At 47.4% G+C, this 20,325-nt stretch carries 13 protein-coding genes; 8 read left to right on the forward strand and 5 right to left on the reverse strand.

Features of this window, described 5'->3' with window-relative positions:
* Positions 1-53: 53 nt before the first annotated feature.
* The 4 genes from QM657_RS01690 to QM657_RS01705 form a co-directional block, all read right to left on the reverse strand.
* Positions 54-1,007, reverse strand: coding sequence for an ABC transporter permease (locus QM657_RS01690; protein WP_415064792.1), 954 nt, complete (start codon positions 1,005-1,007; stop codon positions 54-56).
* Positions 1,004-2,080, reverse strand: coding sequence for an ABC transporter permease (locus QM657_RS01695; protein WP_415064793.1), 1,077 nt, complete (start codon positions 2,078-2,080; stop codon positions 1,004-1,006). The genes QM657_RS01690 and QM657_RS01695 overlap by 4 nt, the downstream gene beginning before the upstream one ends.
* Positions 2,077-3,612, reverse strand: a complete 1,536-nt coding sequence (locus tag QM657_RS01700; protein WP_415064794.1) for an ABC transporter ATP-binding protein — start codon at positions 3,610-3,612, stop codon at positions 2,077-2,079. Before QM657_RS01700 ends, QM657_RS01695 begins: the two co-directional genes overlap by 4 nt.
* Before the next feature lie 135 nt (positions 3,613-3,747).
* Positions 3,748-4,914, reverse strand: a complete 1,167-nt coding sequence (locus QM657_RS01705) for a BMP family lipoprotein (protein ID WP_415064795.1) — start codon at positions 4,912-4,914, stop codon at positions 3,748-3,750.
* Between the two features lie 444 nt (positions 4,915-5,358).
* Between QM657_RS01705 and ppdK the strand changes: the two genes are divergently transcribed.
* Entirely contained in the window at positions 5,359-7,986 is a 2,628-nt protein-coding gene (gene ppdK, locus QM657_RS01710) for a pyruvate, phosphate dikinase (RefSeq protein WP_415064796.1), read from the forward strand.
* A gap of 71 nt (positions 7,987-8,057) precedes the next feature.
* Here ppdK and QM657_RS01715 read toward each other — a convergent pair whose 3' ends face one another.
* Positions 8,058-8,981, reverse strand: a complete 924-nt coding sequence (locus tag QM657_RS01715; RefSeq protein WP_415064797.1) for a LysR family transcriptional regulator — start codon at positions 8,979-8,981, stop codon at positions 8,058-8,060.
* A 139-nt stretch (positions 8,982-9,120) separates the two neighbouring features.
* Between QM657_RS01715 and QM657_RS01720 the strand changes: the two genes are divergently transcribed.
* From QM657_RS01720 to QM657_RS01750, 7 genes are all read left to right on the forward strand, one after another.
* Positions 9,121-11,409 carry a hydratase gene (locus tag QM657_RS01720; protein WP_415064798.1) on the forward strand — a complete coding sequence of 763 codons (2,289 nt, stop codon included), beginning with the start codon at positions 9,121-9,123 and terminating at the stop codon, positions 11,407-11,409.
* A 156-nt stretch (positions 11,410-11,565) separates the two neighbouring features.
* Positions 11,566-12,885: a CitMHS family transporter gene (locus tag QM657_RS01725; protein WP_415064799.1), complete on the forward strand. Its 1,320-nt coding sequence runs from the start codon at positions 11,566-11,568 to the stop codon at positions 12,883-12,885.
* 223 nt (positions 12,886-13,108) lie between these two features.
* Positions 13,109-13,720, forward strand: a complete 612-nt coding sequence (locus QM657_RS01730; protein WP_415064800.1) for a hypothetical protein — start codon at positions 13,109-13,111, stop codon at positions 13,718-13,720.
* Between the two features lie 54 nt (positions 13,721-13,774).
* Positions 13,775-15,511, forward strand: coding sequence for a GMC family oxidoreductase N-terminal domain-containing protein (locus QM657_RS01735; RefSeq protein WP_415064801.1), 1,737 nt, complete (start codon positions 13,775-13,777; stop codon positions 15,509-15,511).
* Positions 15,512-15,573: 62 nt separating this feature from the next.
* On the forward strand, positions 15,574-17,484 hold the full coding sequence (cooS, locus tag QM657_RS01740) for an anaerobic carbon-monoxide dehydrogenase catalytic subunit (RefSeq protein WP_415064802.1): 1,911 nt from the start codon (positions 15,574-15,576) through the stop codon (positions 17,482-17,484).
* A 157-nt stretch (positions 17,485-17,641) separates the two neighbouring features.
* On the forward strand, positions 17,642-18,265 hold the full coding sequence (locus tag QM657_RS01745; RefSeq protein WP_415064803.1) for an undecaprenyl diphosphate synthase family protein: 624 nt from the start codon (positions 17,642-17,644) through the stop codon (positions 18,263-18,265).
* Positions 18,266-18,699: 434 nt separating this feature from the next.
* Entirely contained in the window at positions 18,700-20,316 is a 1,617-nt protein-coding gene (locus QM657_RS01750) for an ABC transporter substrate-binding protein (RefSeq protein WP_415064804.1), read from the forward strand.
* Positions 20,317-20,325: the final 9 nt, after the last annotated feature.

Here is a 20,325-nt window from a genome sequence, read left to right on the forward strand (position 1 = left end):
GAAAAAGCGGTAAGGACAGAAGATCATTCTGCCTTTACCGCTTTTTTCTGCCTCTATCTCTGTCCCTTATCGTAAGGGATACCCTCGGCCTTTGGAGCCTGGGAGTTTTTGGAGGTGAAGATCAAGACGATCAGTGTGATGATATAGGGCACCATCTTGTAAAAATAGCTTGGAATGCCGATTGCACTTAAGAACGGGATTCCGGAATAGGCCGATGCCACGGCCTTCATCAGTCCGAAGAATAAAGATGCCAGCATGATATTTACCGGCTTCCACTGACCGAAGATCAGAACTGCCAGAGCCAGGAATCCGTATCCGGCCACGTCCGCATTGAAGTTGGTGGAGGTGGGAACCACAAAGACCAGTCCTCCCAGCCCGCCCAAAGCTCCTGAGATCATGACACCGGCATACTGCATGTGGTACACATTGATTCCGGCTGCATCGGCTGCCTGAGGGTGCTCCCCGCAGGCGCGAAGTCTCAACCCGAACCGGGTCTTATAAAGGACCACGGCTGAAATCAGAAAGATGGCAATGCCGATATAGGTGGTGATGTAAGCGTTCTGAAACAGGAGAGGCCCGAAAAACGGAAGTCTTCCCAGCACCGGAACGGAAACAATGCGGAATGTATTGCTGAAAGGCACCTGCTGTACACCCTGAATGACTCTGGCGATAAAAATGGCAAATGCGGGAGCAAACATATTTAAGGCCGTGCCGCTGATGACCTGATTGGACTTCATGTTAATGGAAGCGTAGGCATGGAACAGGGAAAACACCATGCCGGTTCCCATGGAAATCAGCACAGCTATAAGAAGCTGGGCCTGCCCTCTCATGGAAGGGCCTGTAAAGTAAATGAACAGGATTCCCGTAAAGGCGCCCATGGTCATAATGCCCTCCAGAGCGATGTTGACAATGCCGCTTCGTTCAGAGAACATGGCACCCAAGGCCACGATCATAAGAGGAATCATGAAATACATGGTCTGCTGAAAGATGAAGTAAACAACACTCATGACTTGTTTCCTCCTTTCTGTTTTTGAACCCTGGAGATAAAGGTTTTGACCATAAGGGCAAAAGCGCTGAAATAGATGATAACGGCAACGATGATATCGATGATTTCCGTTGAAAATTCAAACAACTGTAAGTAAAAGCCTCCGGCTGTCAAATATGCGATGAAGATTCCGGAAAACAGGATGCCGATAGGATTGCTTAGGCCTAACAGGGCCACGGAAATTCCGGTAAAGCCCTCTGATGCCAGCACATCCTTGACCTCAATGTGCTTTCCGGTTCCTGCCAGATACAAAAGCCCTCCTGCCAGACCTGCAATGGCTCCTGCGATCATCATGGACAGGATAATGCTCTTTTTCTCATTGATTCCTGCGTATTTACTGGCATCCCGGTTAAAACCGACGGCTCTTAACTCATAGCCGAAGGTGGTTTTATTGAGCAGCATCCAGATCACCAGGACAACCAGGATCGCAATGAGGATTCCGCCGTTGACGCTGGAGCCGGGAAATATTTTATCCAGACCCATCTTGGGAATGTTGGCTGTTGCGGCCACGTTGCGGGACTCATTTCGCAGGTTGTTAAACAGGGGCTTATAGCTTTTTACCACCCAGTTTACCAGATACATGCCGATGTAATTCATCATAATGGAGGCGATAACTTCGTTTACATTAAAGTAAGCCTTTAAAAGTCCGGGAACCAGACCCCAGAAAGCCCCCATGACAGCGCTTGCAACGAGAGCTGTGACCCAGTGAGCCGGGCCCAGGGAGGTCCAGAGAATGCCCACATAAACAGCGCCAAAGCCGCCCATAATGAACTGTCCCGGAGTTCCGATGTTAAAAAGCCCTGTCTTAAAGGCAAAGCCTACAGAAAGTCCTGTTAAGATAATGGGAGTGGCGTAGTAAAAAACCTGTCCCACGCCTTTGGCCCCATGGGTAAAGGCCCCTGTTAAAATGGTGATAAATCCGGGAATCGCCTGTCTGGAATTAGAGAGAAACAGGATGATGAGGCCTACGATCAGACCCAGCACAATGGCAAAAACGGAAGAGAGAATGCCTGTATAATCTCTTGTCTGTTTCATGATTGATTCCCTCCTTTCTTAGCTCCTGCCATATAAAGGCCAAGCTCCTGGACTGTAATGGCTTTTGGATCTAAATCTGCCACGATTTCCCCTTCAAACATGACCAGTATCCGGTCGCTTAAATTCATAACCTCGTCAAGCTCCAGAGACACCAGCAAAATGGCGGCTCCCGCATCCCTCTGCTTTACAAGCTGCTTGTGGATGTATTCGATGGCCCCCACGTCTAAGCCTCTGGTGGGCTGGACGGCCAGGAGGATGTCCGGGGCTTTGGAGATTTCCCGTGCCACGATGGCCTTTTGCTGATTGCCTCCCGACATGCTGCGGGTGACGGTGAAGGGACCTTCACTGCTTCTGATGTCATAATCCTGAATCAGTTTTTCTGCGTATTCGTAAATCCGGTCATTCTTTAAAAAACGGCTGCTTTGGAATTCCTTCTCAAAATACTGCTGAAGGACCAGATTATAGGCCAGATTGTAATCCAGCACGAGACCGTGTTTATGGCGGTCCTCCGGGATGTGGGACAGCCCGTGGGTGTTGCGGTAGCGGATGGGCTTTTTCGTCACATCCTCTCCGTTTATGGTGACACTGCCTGCGCTCATATCGGAGATTCCGGTGATGGCATGAACCAGCTCTGTCTGGCCGTTTCCGTCAATTCCGGCGATGCAGACGATCTCTCCCCGCCTCACCTGGAAAGAAGCGTTCTGGACCAGCTTCTTGGTGTGGCCTTCCTTTTTGGCCTCCACAGACAGACCTTTTACCTCCAGAACCACTTCCTTTGGCTCTGAGGGCTTCTTTTCAATGGTTAAGTTGACCTTGCGGCCTACCATCATTTCCGACATTTCCTGAGGCGTGGTCTCTGCCACATCAACGGTTCCTATATATTTCCCGCGGCGCAGGACAGAGCAGCGGTCCGCCACCGCCTTGATTTCATTGAGCTTGTGGGTGATGAACAGAATGGATTTTCCTTCTTTGACAAGGTCTCTCATAATCTGCATCAGCTCCTCGATTTCCTGGGGAGTTAAAACCGCAGTCGGTTCATCGAAAATCATGATTTCATTGTCACGGTAAAGCATTTTTAAAATCTCGGCTCTTTGCTGCATTCCCACAGTGATGTCCGATATGAGGGCATCAGGGTCTACCAGCAGTTTATACTTTTCGCTTAATTCCATCACTTTTTTGCGGGCTTCCTTCATCTGCAAAAATCCCCGCTTTGTAGTTTCCATGCCTAAAACGATGTTCTGGAGAACCGTAAAATTTTCCACCAGCTTAAAGTGCTGGTGAACCATACCAATACCAAGATCATTGGCATCCAAAGGGCCGGTGATCTTTTCTTCTTTGTTTCTGACCTTAATAACCCCTTTTTCCGGTTGGTACAGGCCGAATAAGACGCTCATGAGAGTGGATTTTCCGGCGCCGTTCTCCCCCAGAAGGGCGTGGATTTCCCCTTTTTTCAACTGGAGAGTGATGTCGTCATTGGCGATGATACCGGGAAATTCTTTTGTGATATGAAGCATCTCAATAATATAGTCCATAAAAACCCCCTTACTTTTGCCCGGTTTATAAATGTATCCTGCATTTTTCCTGGCTTTCATGAAAAAAGAGGAGATGCCGTAAGAGACCAGATTTGACTGGTGAATCAAACGGCATCTCCCTCCTGCTTATTTTTCTTATTCTACGAAGTTGATTTTTGTTTTTTCAAGCTTTAAGTCTACCGTAGGGTTGTTATTATCCTGGGAAGGCTGTACAAGCTCAATCTTGCCATCTTTTAACTGTGCATAAATCTTATCATAATCGTCCTGAGTGAAGGTGGTGAATCTGGAAGTTTCCATAGGAAGGCCGATTCCGTTGTTCTTGGCAGAGAAGATGCTGGTCTCGCCGCCTGGGAACTTGCCGTCATAGAAAGCCTTTACTCCGTCGTATACGGAAACAGAAAGCTGTTTCATAGCGGAGGTGATAACGGTTTCGGATTCAAAGCTCTGGTCAACGTCAACGCCGATGAACTTTTTGCCTTTTTCCTCTGCCGCTGCCATAACGGAGTTTCCTACAGCTCCGCCGCAGCCAAAGATCACTTCGGTTCCGTTCTGATACCAGGAAGCTGCCATGGACTGTGCCTCCGGTGTGGCCGCAAATGCGCCTGTGTAATTGTACATGATTTCGATGCCGTCAATGCCCATCTCTTTTGCTGCGAAGTCAGCGCCTTCTGCAAATCCGTATCCGAAACGGATAACAGCCGGAACAGCCATGCCGCCTAAGAAACCAAGCTTTGTGTTTCCGTCTTTAACGGCTGCGTAACCTGCCAGAAAGCCGGGTTCGTCTTCCTGGAAAAGAATCGGCATAACATTGGCTTCTGTTCTCTGCTCAGAGTAATCGCCGCTGTGGGGAACTCCATCTAAAAGAATGAAGTGAATGTCCTTATACTCATCCTGGGCAAGGAATATGGGCTCTTCAAACAAAAATCCGGGGCATACCACTAATTTTGCCCCGCCTTCTACTGCAAGGCCGATGGTCTCTAAGTAGGAGTCTGTGGTGCCTTCCTGAGGCTGGTAATACTTGTAGGAGATGCCTTTCTCCTCCGCATACTTTTTCAAACCTTCCCATGCGCCCTGGTTAAAGGATTTGTCATCGATGGTTCCCAAGTCGGTGACAAGGGCCAGCTCATAGCCGCCTGCGGAATCAGATTTGGCTTCTGTGGACTCTGCTGCTGTAGTTGCTGCCGCAGTGGTTTCCGCTGCAGAAGTTCCTGTGCCTCCGGTTCCGGAGCCTGAAGAACCGCATGCGCTTACGGATGCGGCCATAAGAACTGCCATAGCCAGTGCCAATGCTCTTTTTTTCATAATTTTCGTGTCCTCCTGTTATGAATTGATTATTTGGATACCTTTAATGTACCACAATTTCAAACAATAGACAATCTAAATCTGGTGATATATCACAAAAAATAATATGAAAATTCAGAGCAAATTATAAAAAATAGTCAATGGCTGTTTTTGTCATCAAGAGTGATTTTTGCAAATTTTCTGCACCCCCTTTTATAATAGAAGCTTATGAAAAAAAATAGGGATTATTTTCGCATATACGAACTATAATCGCATATAAGAAAATAACAGAATATGGAAGTGCTTTCAAAATAATTGTAAAGAAAAAAGAGGAGGTTTATACAAATAATTGCAAAAAAGGTCTTTACTAGAATTTGAATTATGCTATAATATTCGCAGGGCTTTTCCTCAGACAGAACGGCGGAAAAGCAGAACAATCAACACATTTTAGGAGGAAATTGACTTATGGCAAAAAAATGGGTTTATCTATTTACTGAGGGCAGTGCAGAAATGAAAAACCTGTTAGGTGGCAAGGGTGCAAATCTGGCAGAAATGACCAATTTAGGTCTCCCGGTTCCCCAGGGCTTTACCATAACCACTGAGGCTTGTACCCAGTATTACGAGGACGGCAAGGTAATTAACGATGAGATCATGGAACAGATCATGGAATATATCACCAAGATGGAGGACATTACCGGAATGAAATTCGGTGATAAGGAAAATCCTCTTCTGGTTTCCGTTCGTTCCGGTTCCAGAGCCTCCATGCCCGGTATGATGGACACCATCTTAAACCTCGGTCTGAATGAAGACGTTGTGGAAGTACTGGCTGCTAAGTCAGGCAACCCCCGTTGGGCCTGGGATTGTTACAGAAGATTTATCCAGATGTTCTCCGATGTCGTTATGGAAGTGGGCAAGAAGTATTTTGAAGAGCTCATTGACAAGATGAAAGAGGAAAAAGGCATTGAACAGGATGTTGATTTAACTGCAGAAGATTTAAAAGAGCTTGCAAACCAGTTCAAGGCTGAATACAAGAAAAAACTGGGCGAAGAGTTCCCAGCCGATCCCAAGGTTCAGTTAATGGAGTCTGTTAAGGCTGTTTTCCGTTCCTGGGACAACCCAAGAGCCAATGTATACCGCCGCGACAACGATATCCCTTACTCCTGGGGAACTGCTGTTAACGTGCAGATGATGGCATTCGGTAACATGGGCGACACTTCCGGTACAGGCGTTGCATTTACCCGTGATCCGGCAACCGGCGAGAAGCACCTTATGGGTGAGTTCCTGATCAATGCTCAGGGCGAGGACGTAGTTGCAGGTATCCGTACACCTCAGAAGATCGAACAGTTAAAAGAAGTTATGCCTGAAGTATATGAGCAGTTCATCGGTGTATGCCATACTCTGGAGAATCACTACAGAGATATGCAGGACATGGAGTTCACCATTCAGGATAAAAAGCTGTACATGCTTCAGACACGTAACGGAAAGAGAACCGCTAAAGCTGCTTTAACCATTGCCTGCGATTTAGTTGACGAAGGCATGATCACAGAAGAAAAAGCAGTTCGTATGATCGATCCGAGAAACTTAGATACACTGCTTCATCCTCAGTTTGATACAGAGGCTTTAAAGAAGACCGAGCCTGTTGGAAAAGCTCTGGCAGCTTCTCCAGGCGCTGCATGCGGCAAGATCGTATTTACTGCTGAAGATGCAAAGGCATGGCATGAAAAAGGCGAGAAGGTAGTTCTGGTTCGTCTTGAGACTTCTCCGGAAGATATCGAGGGAATGAAGGCTGCACAGGGTATCCTGACCGTAAGAGGCGGTATGACCTCTCATGCAGCAGTGGTTGCCCGCGGTATGGGAACATGCTGTGTATCCGGCTGCTCTGAAATCGCTATGGACGAAGAGAACAAGAAGTTCACTTTGGCTGGAAAAGAATATCACGAAGGTGACTGGTTATCCTTAGACGGTTCCACCGGAAAGATTTATGACGGCATTATTCCGACAGTGGATGCTGCTATCGTAGGCGAATTCGGAAGAATCATGGCATGGACTGACAAATACAGAAAACTGAAAGTAAGAACCAATGCGGATACTCCGGAAGATGCAAAGAAAGCAAGAGAACTGGGCGCAGAAGGAATCGGCCTTTGCCGTACCGAGCATATGTTCTTTGAAGGCGACAGAATCGATGCATTCCGCGAGATGATCTGCTCTGATACAGTAGAAGAGAGAGAGGCTGCTCTGGAGAAGATTCTTCCGGTACAGCAGGGAGACTTTGAGAAGCTTTACGAGGCTCTGGAAGGAAATCCTGTTACCATCCGTTTCCTGGATCCGCCTCTGCATGAGTTCGTTCCTACTGAGGAAGAGGACATCAAGAAGCTGGCTGACACACAGGGCAAGACTGTGGAGCAGATCAAGACCATCATTGATTCCTTACATGAATTCAACCCGATGATGGGACACAGAGGATGCCGTCTGGCGGTTACTTACCCAGAGATTGCAAAAATGCAGACAAAGGCAGTGATCCGTGCAGCTATCAACGTGCAGAAAGCACACGCAGACTGGAAGGTTTGCCCGGAAATCATGATCCCTCTGATCAGTGATGATAAGGAATTGAAGTTTGTAAAGAAGATCGTTGTTGAAACCGCTGACGCAGAGATCGCAGCAGCAGGAATTGAATTAAAGTACGAAGTAGGTACTATGATCGAGATTCCGAGAGCTTGTATCACAGCTGACGTGATTGCAAAGGATGCAGAATTCTTCTGCTTCGGAACCAATGACTTGACTCAGATGACTTATGGCTTCTCCCGTGACGATGCCGGCAAGTTCTTAAACGCTTACTATGACACCAAGATCTTTGAGAATGACCCATTTGCAAAACTGGATCAGGTTGGTGTGGGCAAGCTTATGGAAACAGCTATTCAGTTAGGCAAGAGCGTTCGTCCGGACATGCATGTGGGCATCTGCGGCGAGCACGGCGGAGATCCTTCTTCCGTAGAGTTCTGCCACAAGATCGGTCTGGATTATGTGTCCTGTTCTCCATTCCGTGTGCCGATTGCTAAACTGGCAGCAGCACAGGCAGCTTTGAACGAGAAATAATATATCATAAAATAAAAAGAGAGATATCCGATGGAAATGTGTCGGATATCTCTCTTTTTTGTCAAAGATTTTTAAGAGCACAACTCTTTGGCAATGCGGATAAACAACTGATCCGCCTTGGAAAGAAAGCTGTTCTTTAAGGAGGTGATACACCTGTCCCAGCTGGCATCGTATTTCCTGTCAATAGAACAGAATACCGGCTGTTTTTGAACCGTGGACCGGCTGCTGTACTGCCTTGGAATCAAGGTGATGCCAAGCCCTTGTGCTGCCAGAAGCTGCGCTGTTTCAAAGCTTTTTAAAGTCAGAGAAATATTGGGCTGATGAATACCGGCTCTGCCTAAAATGACGTCCGTTACCTGACGGATTCGCTGTTTGCTGTGAAGCATGAGAAGCGGCTCGTCTTTTAATAAAGCGATATCTAAAACCGGAAATTCATATCCGGCTTTTTTTATTGCACACTTTAACAGCGGATGGTCGGGTGACAGCGCAATTACAAACGGGTCCTGGGCGAGAAGCTCATAGTTGAGCTGAGGATGGTGCTGATCTTTTGGTGCATGCATGATGGTGAAATCAAGCCGTCCGTCAAGCAGCCCCTGTTCCAGCTCTGCTGAATTCGCTTCCGTTATGGTGAGATCGATATAAGGGCATATATCCCGGAACCTGGGAAGAATCGATGGCAGTATCAGCGTGCCCAGATAATCCGTAGTGCCCATATGAACCCGTCCCGTTTTTAAGTTATTAATATCGCTGATTTCAATCTCAAAGTCCTCATACATCTTTAGAATCTGTGAGGCCGTATGGTAATAACGCTCGCCGGCAAAGGTGAGGGTTAAACCGCCGGTGGTACGGTTAAATAAGGGGGTACCCAGGTTCTCTTCAATCCGCTGAATGGACTGGCTTAAGGATGGCTGAGAGATAAAAAGCTGCCGGGCAGCCTTTGATATACTTTTCGTGTCTGAAACTGTTTTTACATAAAGTAATTCTCTTCGTGTCATAAAATCCCTTTCTCCTTTGTGACAGGGGTATAGGCATAATCTTATAAGTCTTATTATGATCATAGTATTTGCCTATTACATAATCGTATTATACAATAGCAGCAGGTAAAAATAAAGACTTTTTCGAGGAGGAGTTTTCATGGTTACATTGTATAAAGGCGGCGCTTATCTCGTTAATGGCACGCACATCATTGCGGAAAATGATGCAGCTCAAGTCATGGCGATGACAGGAAAAGAGGTAAACCGGGAAGAGGCAAAGAAGGGAACGATTGCGTACTCGATTCTGGAGGCACACAACACCGCGGATGATATGGAGGCTTTAAAGATTCGCTTTGATGCGATGACCTCTCACGATATCACCTTTGTTGGAATTGTCCAGACGGCTAAGGCTTCCGGAATGGAACGTTTTCCGGTTCCGTATGTCCTGACAAACTGCCACAATTCCCTGTGCGCAGTGGGCGGAACCATTAATGAAGATGATCACGTATTTGGCCTGTCGGCATGTAAGAAATACGGCGGAATTTTCGTTCCTCCCCATATTGCGGTCATCCATCAGTACATGCGGGAAATGATGGCCGGATGCGGCAGGATGATTCTTGGCTCAGACAGCCATACCCGTTACGGCGCTTTAGGAACCATGGCCATTGGTGAAGGCGGAGGAGAATTAGTAAAGCAGCTGCTTTGTGACACCTATGATGTCCGTTATCCGGGCGTGGTTGCGGTATACTTAGACGGAAAACCGGGACCGGGTGTAGGCCCCCAGGATATCGCCCTGGCGGTCATTGGCGCTGTATTCCAGTGCGGTTACGTGAAGAACAAGGTGATGGAATTTGTGGGCCCCGGAATTTCTTCCATGACAACCGATTACAGGAACGGTATTGACGTTATGACCACAGAAACCACCTGCCTGTCCTCCATCTGGAAAACGGATGAGGATACGAGAGAATACCTGGCCCTTCATGGCAGAGCCGGAGATTATAAAGAACTAAGTCCAGCGGATGTGGCGTATTACGACGGTCTTGTATACGTGGATTTAAGTACTATTAAGCCGATGATCGCACTGCCGTTTCATCCCAGCAATGTATATGAGATCGATGAACTAAATGCAAATCTCGGCGATATCTTACGGAGCGTGGAAGTGGAAGCCGCAAAAATTAAGGGTGATTCTGCGGAACCGTTTTTATTGACGGATAAGATTGTAAATGGAGGGCTGAAGGTCACTCAGGGAATCATTGCCGGATGCGCCGGGGGTAATTATACCAATGTAATGGAAGCTGCCCATATGCTGAAAGGTAAGTCCTGCGGCGCAGAAGAGTTCTCCCTTTCAGTGTATCCTTCTTCCCAGCCGGTTTATATTGATCTGGTTAAAAAGGGAGCAATCGCAGATTTGATGGCTGCCGGGGCTGTTTTGAAAACTGCTTTTTGCGGACCCTGTTTTGGAGCCGGAGATACGCCGGCCAATAACGGTTTCAGCATCCGCCATACCACCAGGAACTTCCCAAACCGTGAAGGGTCAAAGCCGGGAGCTGGGCAGATGTCTGCGGTAGCCCTTATGGATGCCCGTTCCATTGCAGCCACTGCAGCTAACGGCGGAATCCTCACATCGGCGGAAGCTTTTGCAGATGAGTATGAAGTCCCGGCTTATGAGTTTGACGATGCCGTGTATAAGAACCGCGTTTACCAGGGATATCAGGCCGGAGATGAGCAGGCTGAGCTGGTTTATGGACCGAATATCAAGGACTGGCCGGAGATGAGTTCTCTGACAGATCATATTCTTCTGAAGGTTTGTTCCAAGATCATGGACCCTGTGACCACCACAGATGAGCTGATTCCTTCCGGTGAAACGTCTTCCTACCGCTCCAACCCGCTGGGGCTTGCAGAGTTTACGCTTTCCCGCAGAGACCCTCAGTACGTTGGAAACAGCAAGGCAGCGGATAAGCTTGAAAAGGCGAGAACCGCAGGAATTTCTCCTGCCGAGGCTGAACCGGAACTTAAGAATATATTTGATAAAATCAGAGCCATTCCCGGAAATGAAGAGATTGAGCCTTTAAAGACAGAGATTGGAAGCGTGATTTATGCTGTAAAACCAGGAGATGGGTCCGCCAGAGAACAGGCAGCCAGTTGCCAGCGGGTGCTGGGCGGCCTTGCCAATATATGTAAGGAATATGCTACCAAGCGCTACCGTTCCAATGTAATAAACTGGGGCATGATTCCGTTCCAGATGGCGCAAGATGCGGTATTTGAAGTGGGCGATTACATCTATGTACCAAAAATCCGGGCCGCTCTTGACGGAGATATGAAAGCGATTAAAGCATACGTAATCGGTGACCAGGTGAAAGAAATCACTCTTTCTATTGCAGATATGACTTGGGAAGAGAAGGAAATCGTTAAAGCAGGCTGCCTGATTAATTACAACCGAAACAGATAACCGTGTTATGCTTCCTCAGGTTGTCAAACCATTTTTAATCCGGAAAGGGGGGAAGGTGAGAATTTCTAAGCAGCGTAAGGGCTGTTCATTATATTATTGTATTTTGAAACAACTGAAAATCCATTTTTATTGGAAACGTTAAAAGGAGGGTTCCTAATGATTACTTTTATGGCTTATTTATTGATTGCCGTCTTCATGACTCTGATCATGACCAAAAAAATGACACCGTTTACCGCCTTACTGGTTATTCCTGCTTTATTTGCAGTGATTGGAAATCTCACCGGCCTCTGGAGCGGTGATATCGGTAAATTTGCGCTGGATGGGTTAAAAACCACCTCAACCACCGCCATCATGCTTCTCTTTGCTGTATTGTTCTTCACACTGATGATCGATGCCGGTCTGTTTGATCCCCTCTCCAATGCAATGATCCGCTTTGCAAAGGGCGATCCCCTTAAGGTCATGCTGGCTACCGTGATTTTATCTGCCGGTGTTTCTTTAAACGGCGACGGAACCACCACCATGATCATCGTGTGTTCCGCATTTGTTCCAATTTACAAAAAGCTGAAAATGAAGCTTCTAGATTTGGCCGTACTCACCATTCTTTCCCACTCCGTCCTTAACCTGCTGCCCTGGGGAGGTCCCACGGCCCGCGTGATCACGGTACTGGATTTGGATGAATCCGCTGTGCTGCGGGGACTGGTTCCCATGATGATCTTTGCCACTGTTTATATGATCATTGTATCCGTCATCATGGGATTGGGAGAGAGGAAACGTCTGGGCGTGGTTAATTTTACAGACGAACAGTTAAAGGAAATGACCACCATCGTGGACCCGGAGCTTCTGGCCATCCGCCGTCCGAAAAACCTCTGGATTAATTTTGTCCTCACCGCTGTAGCCATTGTCATGTTAATTCTGGGCACCCTTCCTTCTGCCATCATCTTTATGGGAGGCACAGCTCTCGGACTGCTGATCAACTATCCAAAGATTGCTGACCAGAGAGCCCGTATCGAGGCAAATGCTCCTGATGGCGCTCAGGTGAGTATGGTTGTCATGTCTGCCGGTGTTTTCATGGGTATTTTGGAAGGAACCGGTATGGGAGCTGCCATTGCCACCAGCATGACCACAATTATCCCGGAAAGCTGGGGAAGGTTCTGGTGCCTGATCATCGCATTTATTTCCGCTCCGGGAACTGTTTTCCTTTCCAATGATGCTTTTTACTTCGGCGTTCTGCCTCTTCTGGCTGAAACCGGAAAGGTGTACGGATTTACCCCTATCCAGATTGGTTTTGCTTCCCTTATGGGGCAGGCATTCCATCTTCTGAGCCCTCTCGTTCCTTTCATCTACGTCCTTCTCCGTCTGACTGATGTGGATATGGGCCAGTGGCAGAGAAAAAGTGCTCTTTGGGCGATTGGAATCTTCGTCATTTACATAGTGGTCGGAGGAATCTTCGGTTTGATGCCCTGGGTTCTGGCTTAAAAACAAAAAGGCTGACACAGCGTATTCCCGCTGTTTCAGCTTTTTTGTTTCCCTTTTCCCGCAGGATAAATTTATTTCAATATACGTGATAGATTGCCCCGAATTATCATACTATGAAGCATAAAGCATGTTCCTGAAAACAGATAAGGGTGCCTGAAAAAGGCTTCCCATGATCTGTTTTATTCAGATGCATGATAAATGTTTGTAAAAGGCAGGTGGGTAAATGGATTTGATATATTATGATTCGACGGGCAGAGTATTGTATGAAAAGACCATATATGAATATCTGACAAACACCTTTCGGGCTTTTGCTGATGCCATCATACCCCGTTCTCCGGAATTGGCACAGCAGTATGGCAGGGTGCAGTATTACGGGGCATTGGACCTGTATACCGGTGAATTCATTATTTTATCTCTTGACAGCCTGGTGATTCCTCTGGCACTGCCGGTGGCGGAAACCTTAAATATGGCTGCGGAACAGTTTCTCTACCGGGATGAGGAGAAGGCAGGAGAGGAACCGTCGGGTTCTGCCGCCTTTTTGAGCCTTTCTCCTATGGAACGGCTTCAAGTCATCAGCATGCTGTTTTATCCGGAGGGCATTGCTTACTTTCCTGCTCTGGAGCAGGCCAGCCAGAAAGAGATATTCCTTGTTATTTCTTCCCTGACCAGATTATCCATGATGGGATACTATTCCGAATGGGCAGGATACGGTTCCACCCGCATGAACCCGCCTAATCAAAGGCGGCTGGAGTATTACCCTGAAAGCTGGGCGCAGGTGGGATATCCGGGGCCTTCTGCGGGCTACCGCCTGGCAGGGGCGTACAGCTACACGTAAGAAGGTTTCATTTGCCTGACGGAAAGGAAAATAAAACGAGGATTGGAGAAAATCATGAGCAACGGATATGATGCAGATGTAATTATCATAGGTGCAGGCGGAGGCGGTGCTGTTGCGGCCAAGGAGCTGGGAGAAAGGGGACTTAAGGTGCTGGTGATGGAGGCCGGTCCCTGGTACGGCAATGAGCAGTGGCCGGAACCCAACCAGGAGCCGGGAGGGACAGGAAGCTCCAGCTATGGAGACCTGGATATTGATTTGTTAAAGAAAAGCTTTACGGACCTGGAAAATGACATGAATGATACCATCACCGGAAAATTCCGCTGGGGCCCTGCAAACAGGGACCGGAGTCCCTGGCAGAGGCTCCACCCGGAGGGAGGCTTTACCTGGCAGAATGCGGGCGTGGGAGGAACCACCCTTTCCTATTTTGCCAATTCCCCGCGGGCGTATCCCAGGGCTTTTGAACGGGATTGGCCTATTTCCTATGAAGAGCTGATTCCCTACTATGAAAAGGTGGAAAGCACTCTGCCCGTTCACCCGGCGACAGGAACCTCTAAGGAAGATTTATTTTATTACGGGTTGAAAAAGATGGGCTGGAATTACACCGATGCCGTGGATTTGACGGAGCCGGGCTACCGCCCTCAGCCCAATGCCATCCTGCGGGTCAACCCCCTTTTAAATGATCCTGATTTCGATTTGAAAAACAACAATTCCGTGGGCTGTACCTTAAGGGGCCACTGCGTAAACGGATGTAAGACAGGGCCCACTGTGGACAGCGTTGCCAAGCGGTCCACTCTGGTGAGCTATATCCCCCTCGCCCTTGCCACGGGAAATGTGGAGGTCAGGCCTAACACGTTTGTGACCCGGATTCATACGGAAGAGAACCGGGAAGAAGGGCTTTATGCGGACCGCATTACATGGAGAAATACCTGGACAGGTGAGATGGGAGAGATGAGGGCCAGGGTCATCGTCATGGCAGGGGGCTCCATAGAAACGCCGAGACTCTGGCTGAATTCCGGCCTGCCGGCAAATGAATGGGTGGGAAGAGGGCTGACCAATCATGCCATTGACTGCGTATCCGGCATCTTTTCTGAAGAAAGCCTGATGGATGCCATAGGAATGTCCGATGTAAAGCCATATGTAGGCCAGACGGCTGCCGCCAGATTCGATTATCCGGGCCTGGGCGCCATTGAACCTTTCGGAATCAGTCCCGGAATTTATTCCACCATAAACTATGGGCTCAGCCAGAAGGGCTATTATTTTCAAAACCATCCCGGTGCAGCAGATCCCTGGGATTTAGAGGGCATGGTGGTGGGAGAGCTTTTAAAAGAATTTATGAGGAATTATCAGAGGACCCTTTGCATCGGCATTTTTACGGATGACGACGTGAATCAGGAAAACGGCATCACTCTGGACCCGGTTTTAAAGGATGAAAACGGATTCCTTCCAATTGTTACATACCGCATGAGCGAGGGAGACAGGGAAAGAAGGGATAGTCTGGCCCGGATTGCGGCCCAGTCCATGAGGCGGGCAGGGGCAAAGATCATCACCCGTGCCAATTGGCCTGCCGATATTTATGCCCATATCATGAGCACCATGCGCATGGGATACGTGACGGATGCCAACTGTGAGACTTATCAGGTAAAACGCCTGTTCATTGCGGACAGCAGTGTTTTGTGCAATGGCTTAGGAGGCCCCAATCCCACTTTGACGGCCCAGGCCCTTGCAGTCAGAACCTCGGAAAAGATCGCGGAAAAATATTTCAGCCAGGAGGTGAACGGGAACAATTCATAGAATATGATTTCTAAAATCTGGCATACTACCCATAAAATCATACATTATTTTTGGAGGTAACTATGTCAGAAGCTGTTTTAGAAAAGACAGAGGGGCGCGTCAGCTACCACGATTCTGTAGAAGAAATGCTGGTCAGAATACGGGATGACGGCTTATCAAGCGTGTTTTCCAGATGGGATGAACAGGAGAAAATACGGTGTAAATTCTGCCTGCAGGGCTTAAGCTGCCAGTTGTGCACCAACGGCCCCTGCAGGATTAATGAGCAGAAGGGACCGGACAAGGGCGTCTGCGGAATCGGCCCTGACGCCATGGCAATGAGAAACCTTCTTATGCAGAATATTATGGGAGCGGCTACGTATGCTCATCACGCATATGAAGCTTTCCGCACGTTAAAGGAAACGGGAAAAGGGAACACGGTTTTTAAGATTACGGACGTTGAAAAGTTAAAGTGGATGTGTGAAAAGACTGGAATCGATACGAATCAGGATGTGAACCAGATGGCTGTCTGTCTGGCGGAACTTTTAGACAGGGAAATGAAAGTGAATCCCGATGACGAAAGTGTGATGGTAGAGGCCTTTTCACCGAAAAAGCGGAAAAAAGTCTGGAAGGATTTTAATATTTATCCTACCGGTGTGGAGCATGAGGTGCAAAACTGCATCGCAAGCTGCCTTACCAATGTGGATGGCGATTACGTTTCCCTGGCAACAAAAGCATTGCGCTTAGGTTTGTCCACCATTTATACGGCACAGATCGGCCTGGAAATGGTCCAGGACATTTTATTCGGAACTCCCATGCCTCATGAGGTGGATGTGGATCTGGGAATTATGGACCCTGATTATGTGAATATTGCATTTAACGGCCATCAGCCCTGGATCGGTGTGGCTACCCTGCAAAAGGCCAAACTGGAAAAATATCAGGAAATGGCCAGGGCAGCAGGAGCAAAGGGAATCCATATCGTAGGTTCCATCGAAACAGGGCAGGAAATGCTGCAGCGTTTTGAAGTGGATGATGTGTTCATAGGCCTTATGGGAAACTGGCTGTCCATTGAGCCGTTTTTAGCTACAGGAACCGTGGATGCATTTGTTATGGAGGAAAACTGTTCTCCGCCGGATATTAACGTATATGCGGAAAAATATCAGGTTGCCCTGGTCAGCGTCAGCACCATTATCGGCGTTCCGGGGACGGAACACAAGATGCCTTATTATCCTAAAAAGGCAGATGAGATGGCTGAGACGTGCATCAAGGTTGGTATTGAGAACTTTAAGAAGAGACATAAGCAGATCAAACCAATGGTTCCGAAATACAAGCAGAAAGCCATCGCCGGATTTTCCACGGAAGCAGTGTTAAATGCCATTGGAAATGATTTAAATAACCTGGTAGATGTGATCGCAAAAGGCCAGTTAAAGGGAATTGTGGCCCTGGCCAACTGTTCCACTTTAAGAAACGGCCCCCAGGACTGGAATACGGTCAATCTGACGAAAGAGCTGATTAAGAGGGACATCCTCGTGGTGGCTGGAGGCTGCGGAAATCACGGCCTGGAGGTTGCGGGAATGTGCAATCTGGATGCCATTGAGCAGGCAGGAGAAGGCTTAAAAGGCGTGTGCAAGGCTTTGGGAATCCCTCCGGTGCTGAGTTTTGGAACGTGTACGGATACGGGACGGGTTTCCATGCTTGTGACGGCTCTGGCTGACCATCTGGATGCGGATATCTCTGATCTTCCTATTGCAGTGACAGCGCCGGAATGGATGGAGCAGAAGGCGACCATAGACGGTCTGTTTGCAATCGCTTATGGGGCCTATACTCACCTTTCTCCAACTCCCTTTGTGACAGGAGCACCAAGGCTTGTCAAGCTGCTGACAGAGGATGTGGAAGGGCTGACAGGAGGCAAGGTGGCCCTGGGAGACGATCCGGTGCAGGTAGCGAAGGACATTGAAGACCATATCATGAAGAAGAGAAGGAAAATGGGGCTTTAATAATTATTTCATATGGATTTAAGAGCATGATTCTTTGCAGAAATACAGGGAATCGTGCTTTTTTTCTTCGGATGGCATGAGGAAAATTATGGAATGGGAAAAAGTGGATATACTTCTTTATATATTTCAATTATATTTTGAAGCATGGAGGCAGTATATGAGAATCCCAAAACATATAGGAATCATACCCGATGGAAACAGGCGCTGGGCAGTGGAAAAGGGTATGGGAAAAGAGGAGGGGTATGACAGCGGCATATCCCCCGGAATGGCCCTTTACCATCTTTGCAGGGAAATGGGGATCAATGAAATGACATTTTACGGCTTTACCGTGGACAACACGAAGCGCCCCTCTGTCCAGAGGGAGGCATTTTCAAATGCATGCGTCAAGGCTGTCGATGAGCTGGCAAAAGAGGATGCGGAACTGCTGGTCCTTGGAAAGACCACCTCTGCCATGTTTCCGGAAGAGTTAAAACCGTATACCAGCAGGAGCCGGTTCGGGGCAGGAGGGATGAAGATCAATTTTCTGGTGAATTACAGTTGGGAATGGGATTTGGGGCTTCACGACGGGGAAATCGGGCCTGCATTAAAGACTGCTGACGTTTCCAGAATTGATCTGGTGATCCGGTGGGGAGGCCGCAGAAGGCTTTCCGGCTTTTTGCCGGTGCAGTCCGTTTATTCTGATATGTATGTCATTGAAGATTACTGGCCTGATTTTAAGCCCCAGCATGTGTATGATGCAATTGAGTGGTATTCCAGGCAGGATGTGACCTTGGGAGGGTGAGCAGAGGGGATTTTATAATCCCTCTGCTCTAAATATGTGATGCTCCCTGTACTCACTGGGAGTGAGGTTTAAGCTGGCGGTCAGAGATGATGTTATGCACGGATGGCCACGGTGAGGCCGCTGGCGGCATCTGATAATGGAATACAGATCATTTATTTAGAAGTGCTTAATTAATTAGATAAATAAATTAAATATTTATTGAATTAAAAGAGAAATTAATGCTTTTGCAGAAAAGCAATTATTATCAACTATTGTTGAAGAATTCACAACTGAAATTGTTTAAAATGCACAAAAAAGTTATGAAAATATAGAACTATTACCACTTCCCATTGTTTTTGAAAACAGATATAATTAATTAAATAATTAAATGAATGCATCGATGAATATCGAAGGTATGAATTTTGATTAACACTAATGTATTTAGGAGGATTATTATGAGAAAGTTACTTCACAAAAGTGTAGCTAAAGTTGTGAGTCTGGGATTAGTTATGGCCCTTTCTTTGTCAGGATGCGGCGGAGGTTCTTCTGCCGGCACAGCAGAGAGCGCAAAGGAAACGACAGCTTCTGCCAAACTGGCCAGCGATGGAATTCTGGATGTAGGATATTCACAGACACCGGATACCTTAACTGTTTTCCGTGCCAATACCAATCGTGATGCACCATACTGGCCATCCGTTACCGAGCAGTTGGCAATTTTCAGTGTTGATAATAAGTTAGAGCCATGGGTAGCCAAAAGCTGGTCTACGGGGGATAACGGTTTTACCTATGAAGTGGAGATCAACCAGGGCGTGACGGATTCCGAGGGAAATCAAATTACTGCGGCTGATATTGTATGGTTTATGAATAAGTCAAAAGAGATGGCATTAAAGCCTATTTGGGGAAAGCTTGAAAGTGTAGAACAGACTGGAGATTACACATTTAAGGTAAAGCTTGTAAGCAATATTGTCGGAACCTTTGAGACTTTTCTGACAGATACATATGTAGTGAGCCAGAAGGCATTTGAAGCAAGCTCCGATGAGTTTGGTACAAGCCTGGTCAGCACCTCGCCTTACAAAATTACAGAATTTACAGCAAACTCCATTATGAAGATGGAACTCAGAGATGATTACTGGCAGGATTATTCCAATATGCCGGAATCAGTTCGGCCAAATGTTCCGGTGGTTTGCTGGCACGCCATTCCAGAGGCTTCCCAGCTTGGCATTGCGGTGGAAACAGGCACCATAGATATGGCAATTCGGATTGATAACTCAACAGGCGCTCAATTCAAGGATAATCCGTCATACACTATGGAACTGGCTGATGGCCCCCAGGGCTGGACCATATTCTTCTCCGGAGCAGATACAAGCCCTATGGCTGAAAACGTAAAACTCCGTCAGGCTGTCAGCTATGCAATTGATGCCCAGGGGTTGGTCACCGGCCTTTGTGCAGGCTATGGTACCCCCATGTACGATGCCCACAGCCCGCTTCATATCGGAGCCAATGAAAAATGGAAAAGTGAAGAATATTACACCTATGATGTGGAAAAAGCAAAACAGTTAGTGGCAGAGTCAGGATATGATGGACGTACTCTTACAATTCTCTGTGGAACCGCAAGCTTTTCATCCCGATTGGCACAGATGGTACAGAATTATCTTTTGGCCGCCGGTTTAAAAGTGGAACTGAATCTGGTGGACCCGGCTCAAATGACAGCAATCCGTTTGGATGGAACAAAATATGATATGTTCATAAATACCATAGGCGGAGTATATCTTTCCGATGCGTGGGCAATCCGCTATGATCCGGCAGCCTATTCAACAGGAGACGGAACCAGCCGCCACGATTATGATCTGGCAGAGCTTCTTTATAAGACATGGACACCAGATGGATGGACAGAGGAAAATATTGATGAGGTTCATGTTTATTTAAGGGACAATGCCATTGCTTACGGTATGGTAAATCCTCAGAACATGATAATCTGGAGAAATGACATTGGCCTTCAGAAAGAAGTGAAGGAAAAAAATGGATATATTGCACCGGCTTCCTCAACCTATGAGGCATTCCCTATGAAGTAACAGGCGACA

This window comes from Lacrimispora sp. (genome assembly GCF_047605665.1).
GTDB lineage: Bacteria > Bacillota > Clostridia > Lachnospirales > Lachnospiraceae > Lacrimispora.

Excerpts from the sequence above, each read along its gene's own strand:
- QM657_RS01735 (WP_415064801.1), top strand. The coding sequence starts at position 13,775 with ATGAGCAACGGATATGATGCAGATGTAATTATCATAGGTGCAGGCGGA.
- QM657_RS01715 (WP_415064797.1), bottom strand. The coding sequence starts at position 8,981 with ATGACACGAAGAGAATTACTTTATGTAAAAACAGTTTCAGACACGAAA.
- QM657_RS01725 (WP_415064799.1), top strand. The coding sequence starts at position 11,566 with ATGATTACTTTTATGGCTTATTTATTGATTGCCGTCTTCATGACTCTG.
- ppdK (WP_415064796.1), top strand. The coding sequence starts at position 5,359 with ATGGCAAAAAAATGGGTTTATCTATTTACTGAGGGCAGTGCAGAAATG.
- QM657_RS01690 (WP_415064792.1), bottom strand. The coding sequence starts at position 1,007 with ATGAGTGTTGTTTACTTCATCTTTCAGCAGACCATGTATTTCATGATT.
- QM657_RS01730 (WP_415064800.1), top strand. The coding sequence starts at position 13,109 with ATGGATTTGATATATTATGATTCGACGGGCAGAGTATTGTATGAAAAG.
- QM657_RS01720 (WP_415064798.1), top strand. The coding sequence starts at position 9,121 with ATGGTTACATTGTATAAAGGCGGCGCTTATCTCGTTAATGGCACGCAC.
- QM657_RS01705 (WP_415064795.1), bottom strand. The coding sequence starts at position 4,914 with ATGAAAAAAAGAGCATTGGCACTGGCTATGGCAGTTCTTATGGCCGCA.
- cooS (WP_415064802.1), top strand. The coding sequence starts at position 15,574 with ATGTCAGAAGCTGTTTTAGAAAAGACAGAGGGGCGCGTCAGCTACCAC.
- QM657_RS01695 (WP_415064793.1), bottom strand. The coding sequence starts at position 2,080 with ATGAAACAGACAAGAGATTATACAGGCATTCTCTCTTCCGTTTTTGCC.
- QM657_RS01750 (WP_415064804.1), top strand. The coding sequence starts at position 18,700 with ATGAGAAAGTTACTTCACAAAAGTGTAGCTAAAGTTGTGAGTCTGGGA.
- QM657_RS01700 (WP_415064794.1), bottom strand. The coding sequence starts at position 3,612 with ATGGACTATATTATTGAGATGCTTCATATCACAAAAGAATTTCCCGGT.
- QM657_RS01745 (WP_415064803.1), top strand. The coding sequence starts at position 17,642 with ATGAGAATCCCAAAACATATAGGAATCATACCCGATGGAAACAGGCGC.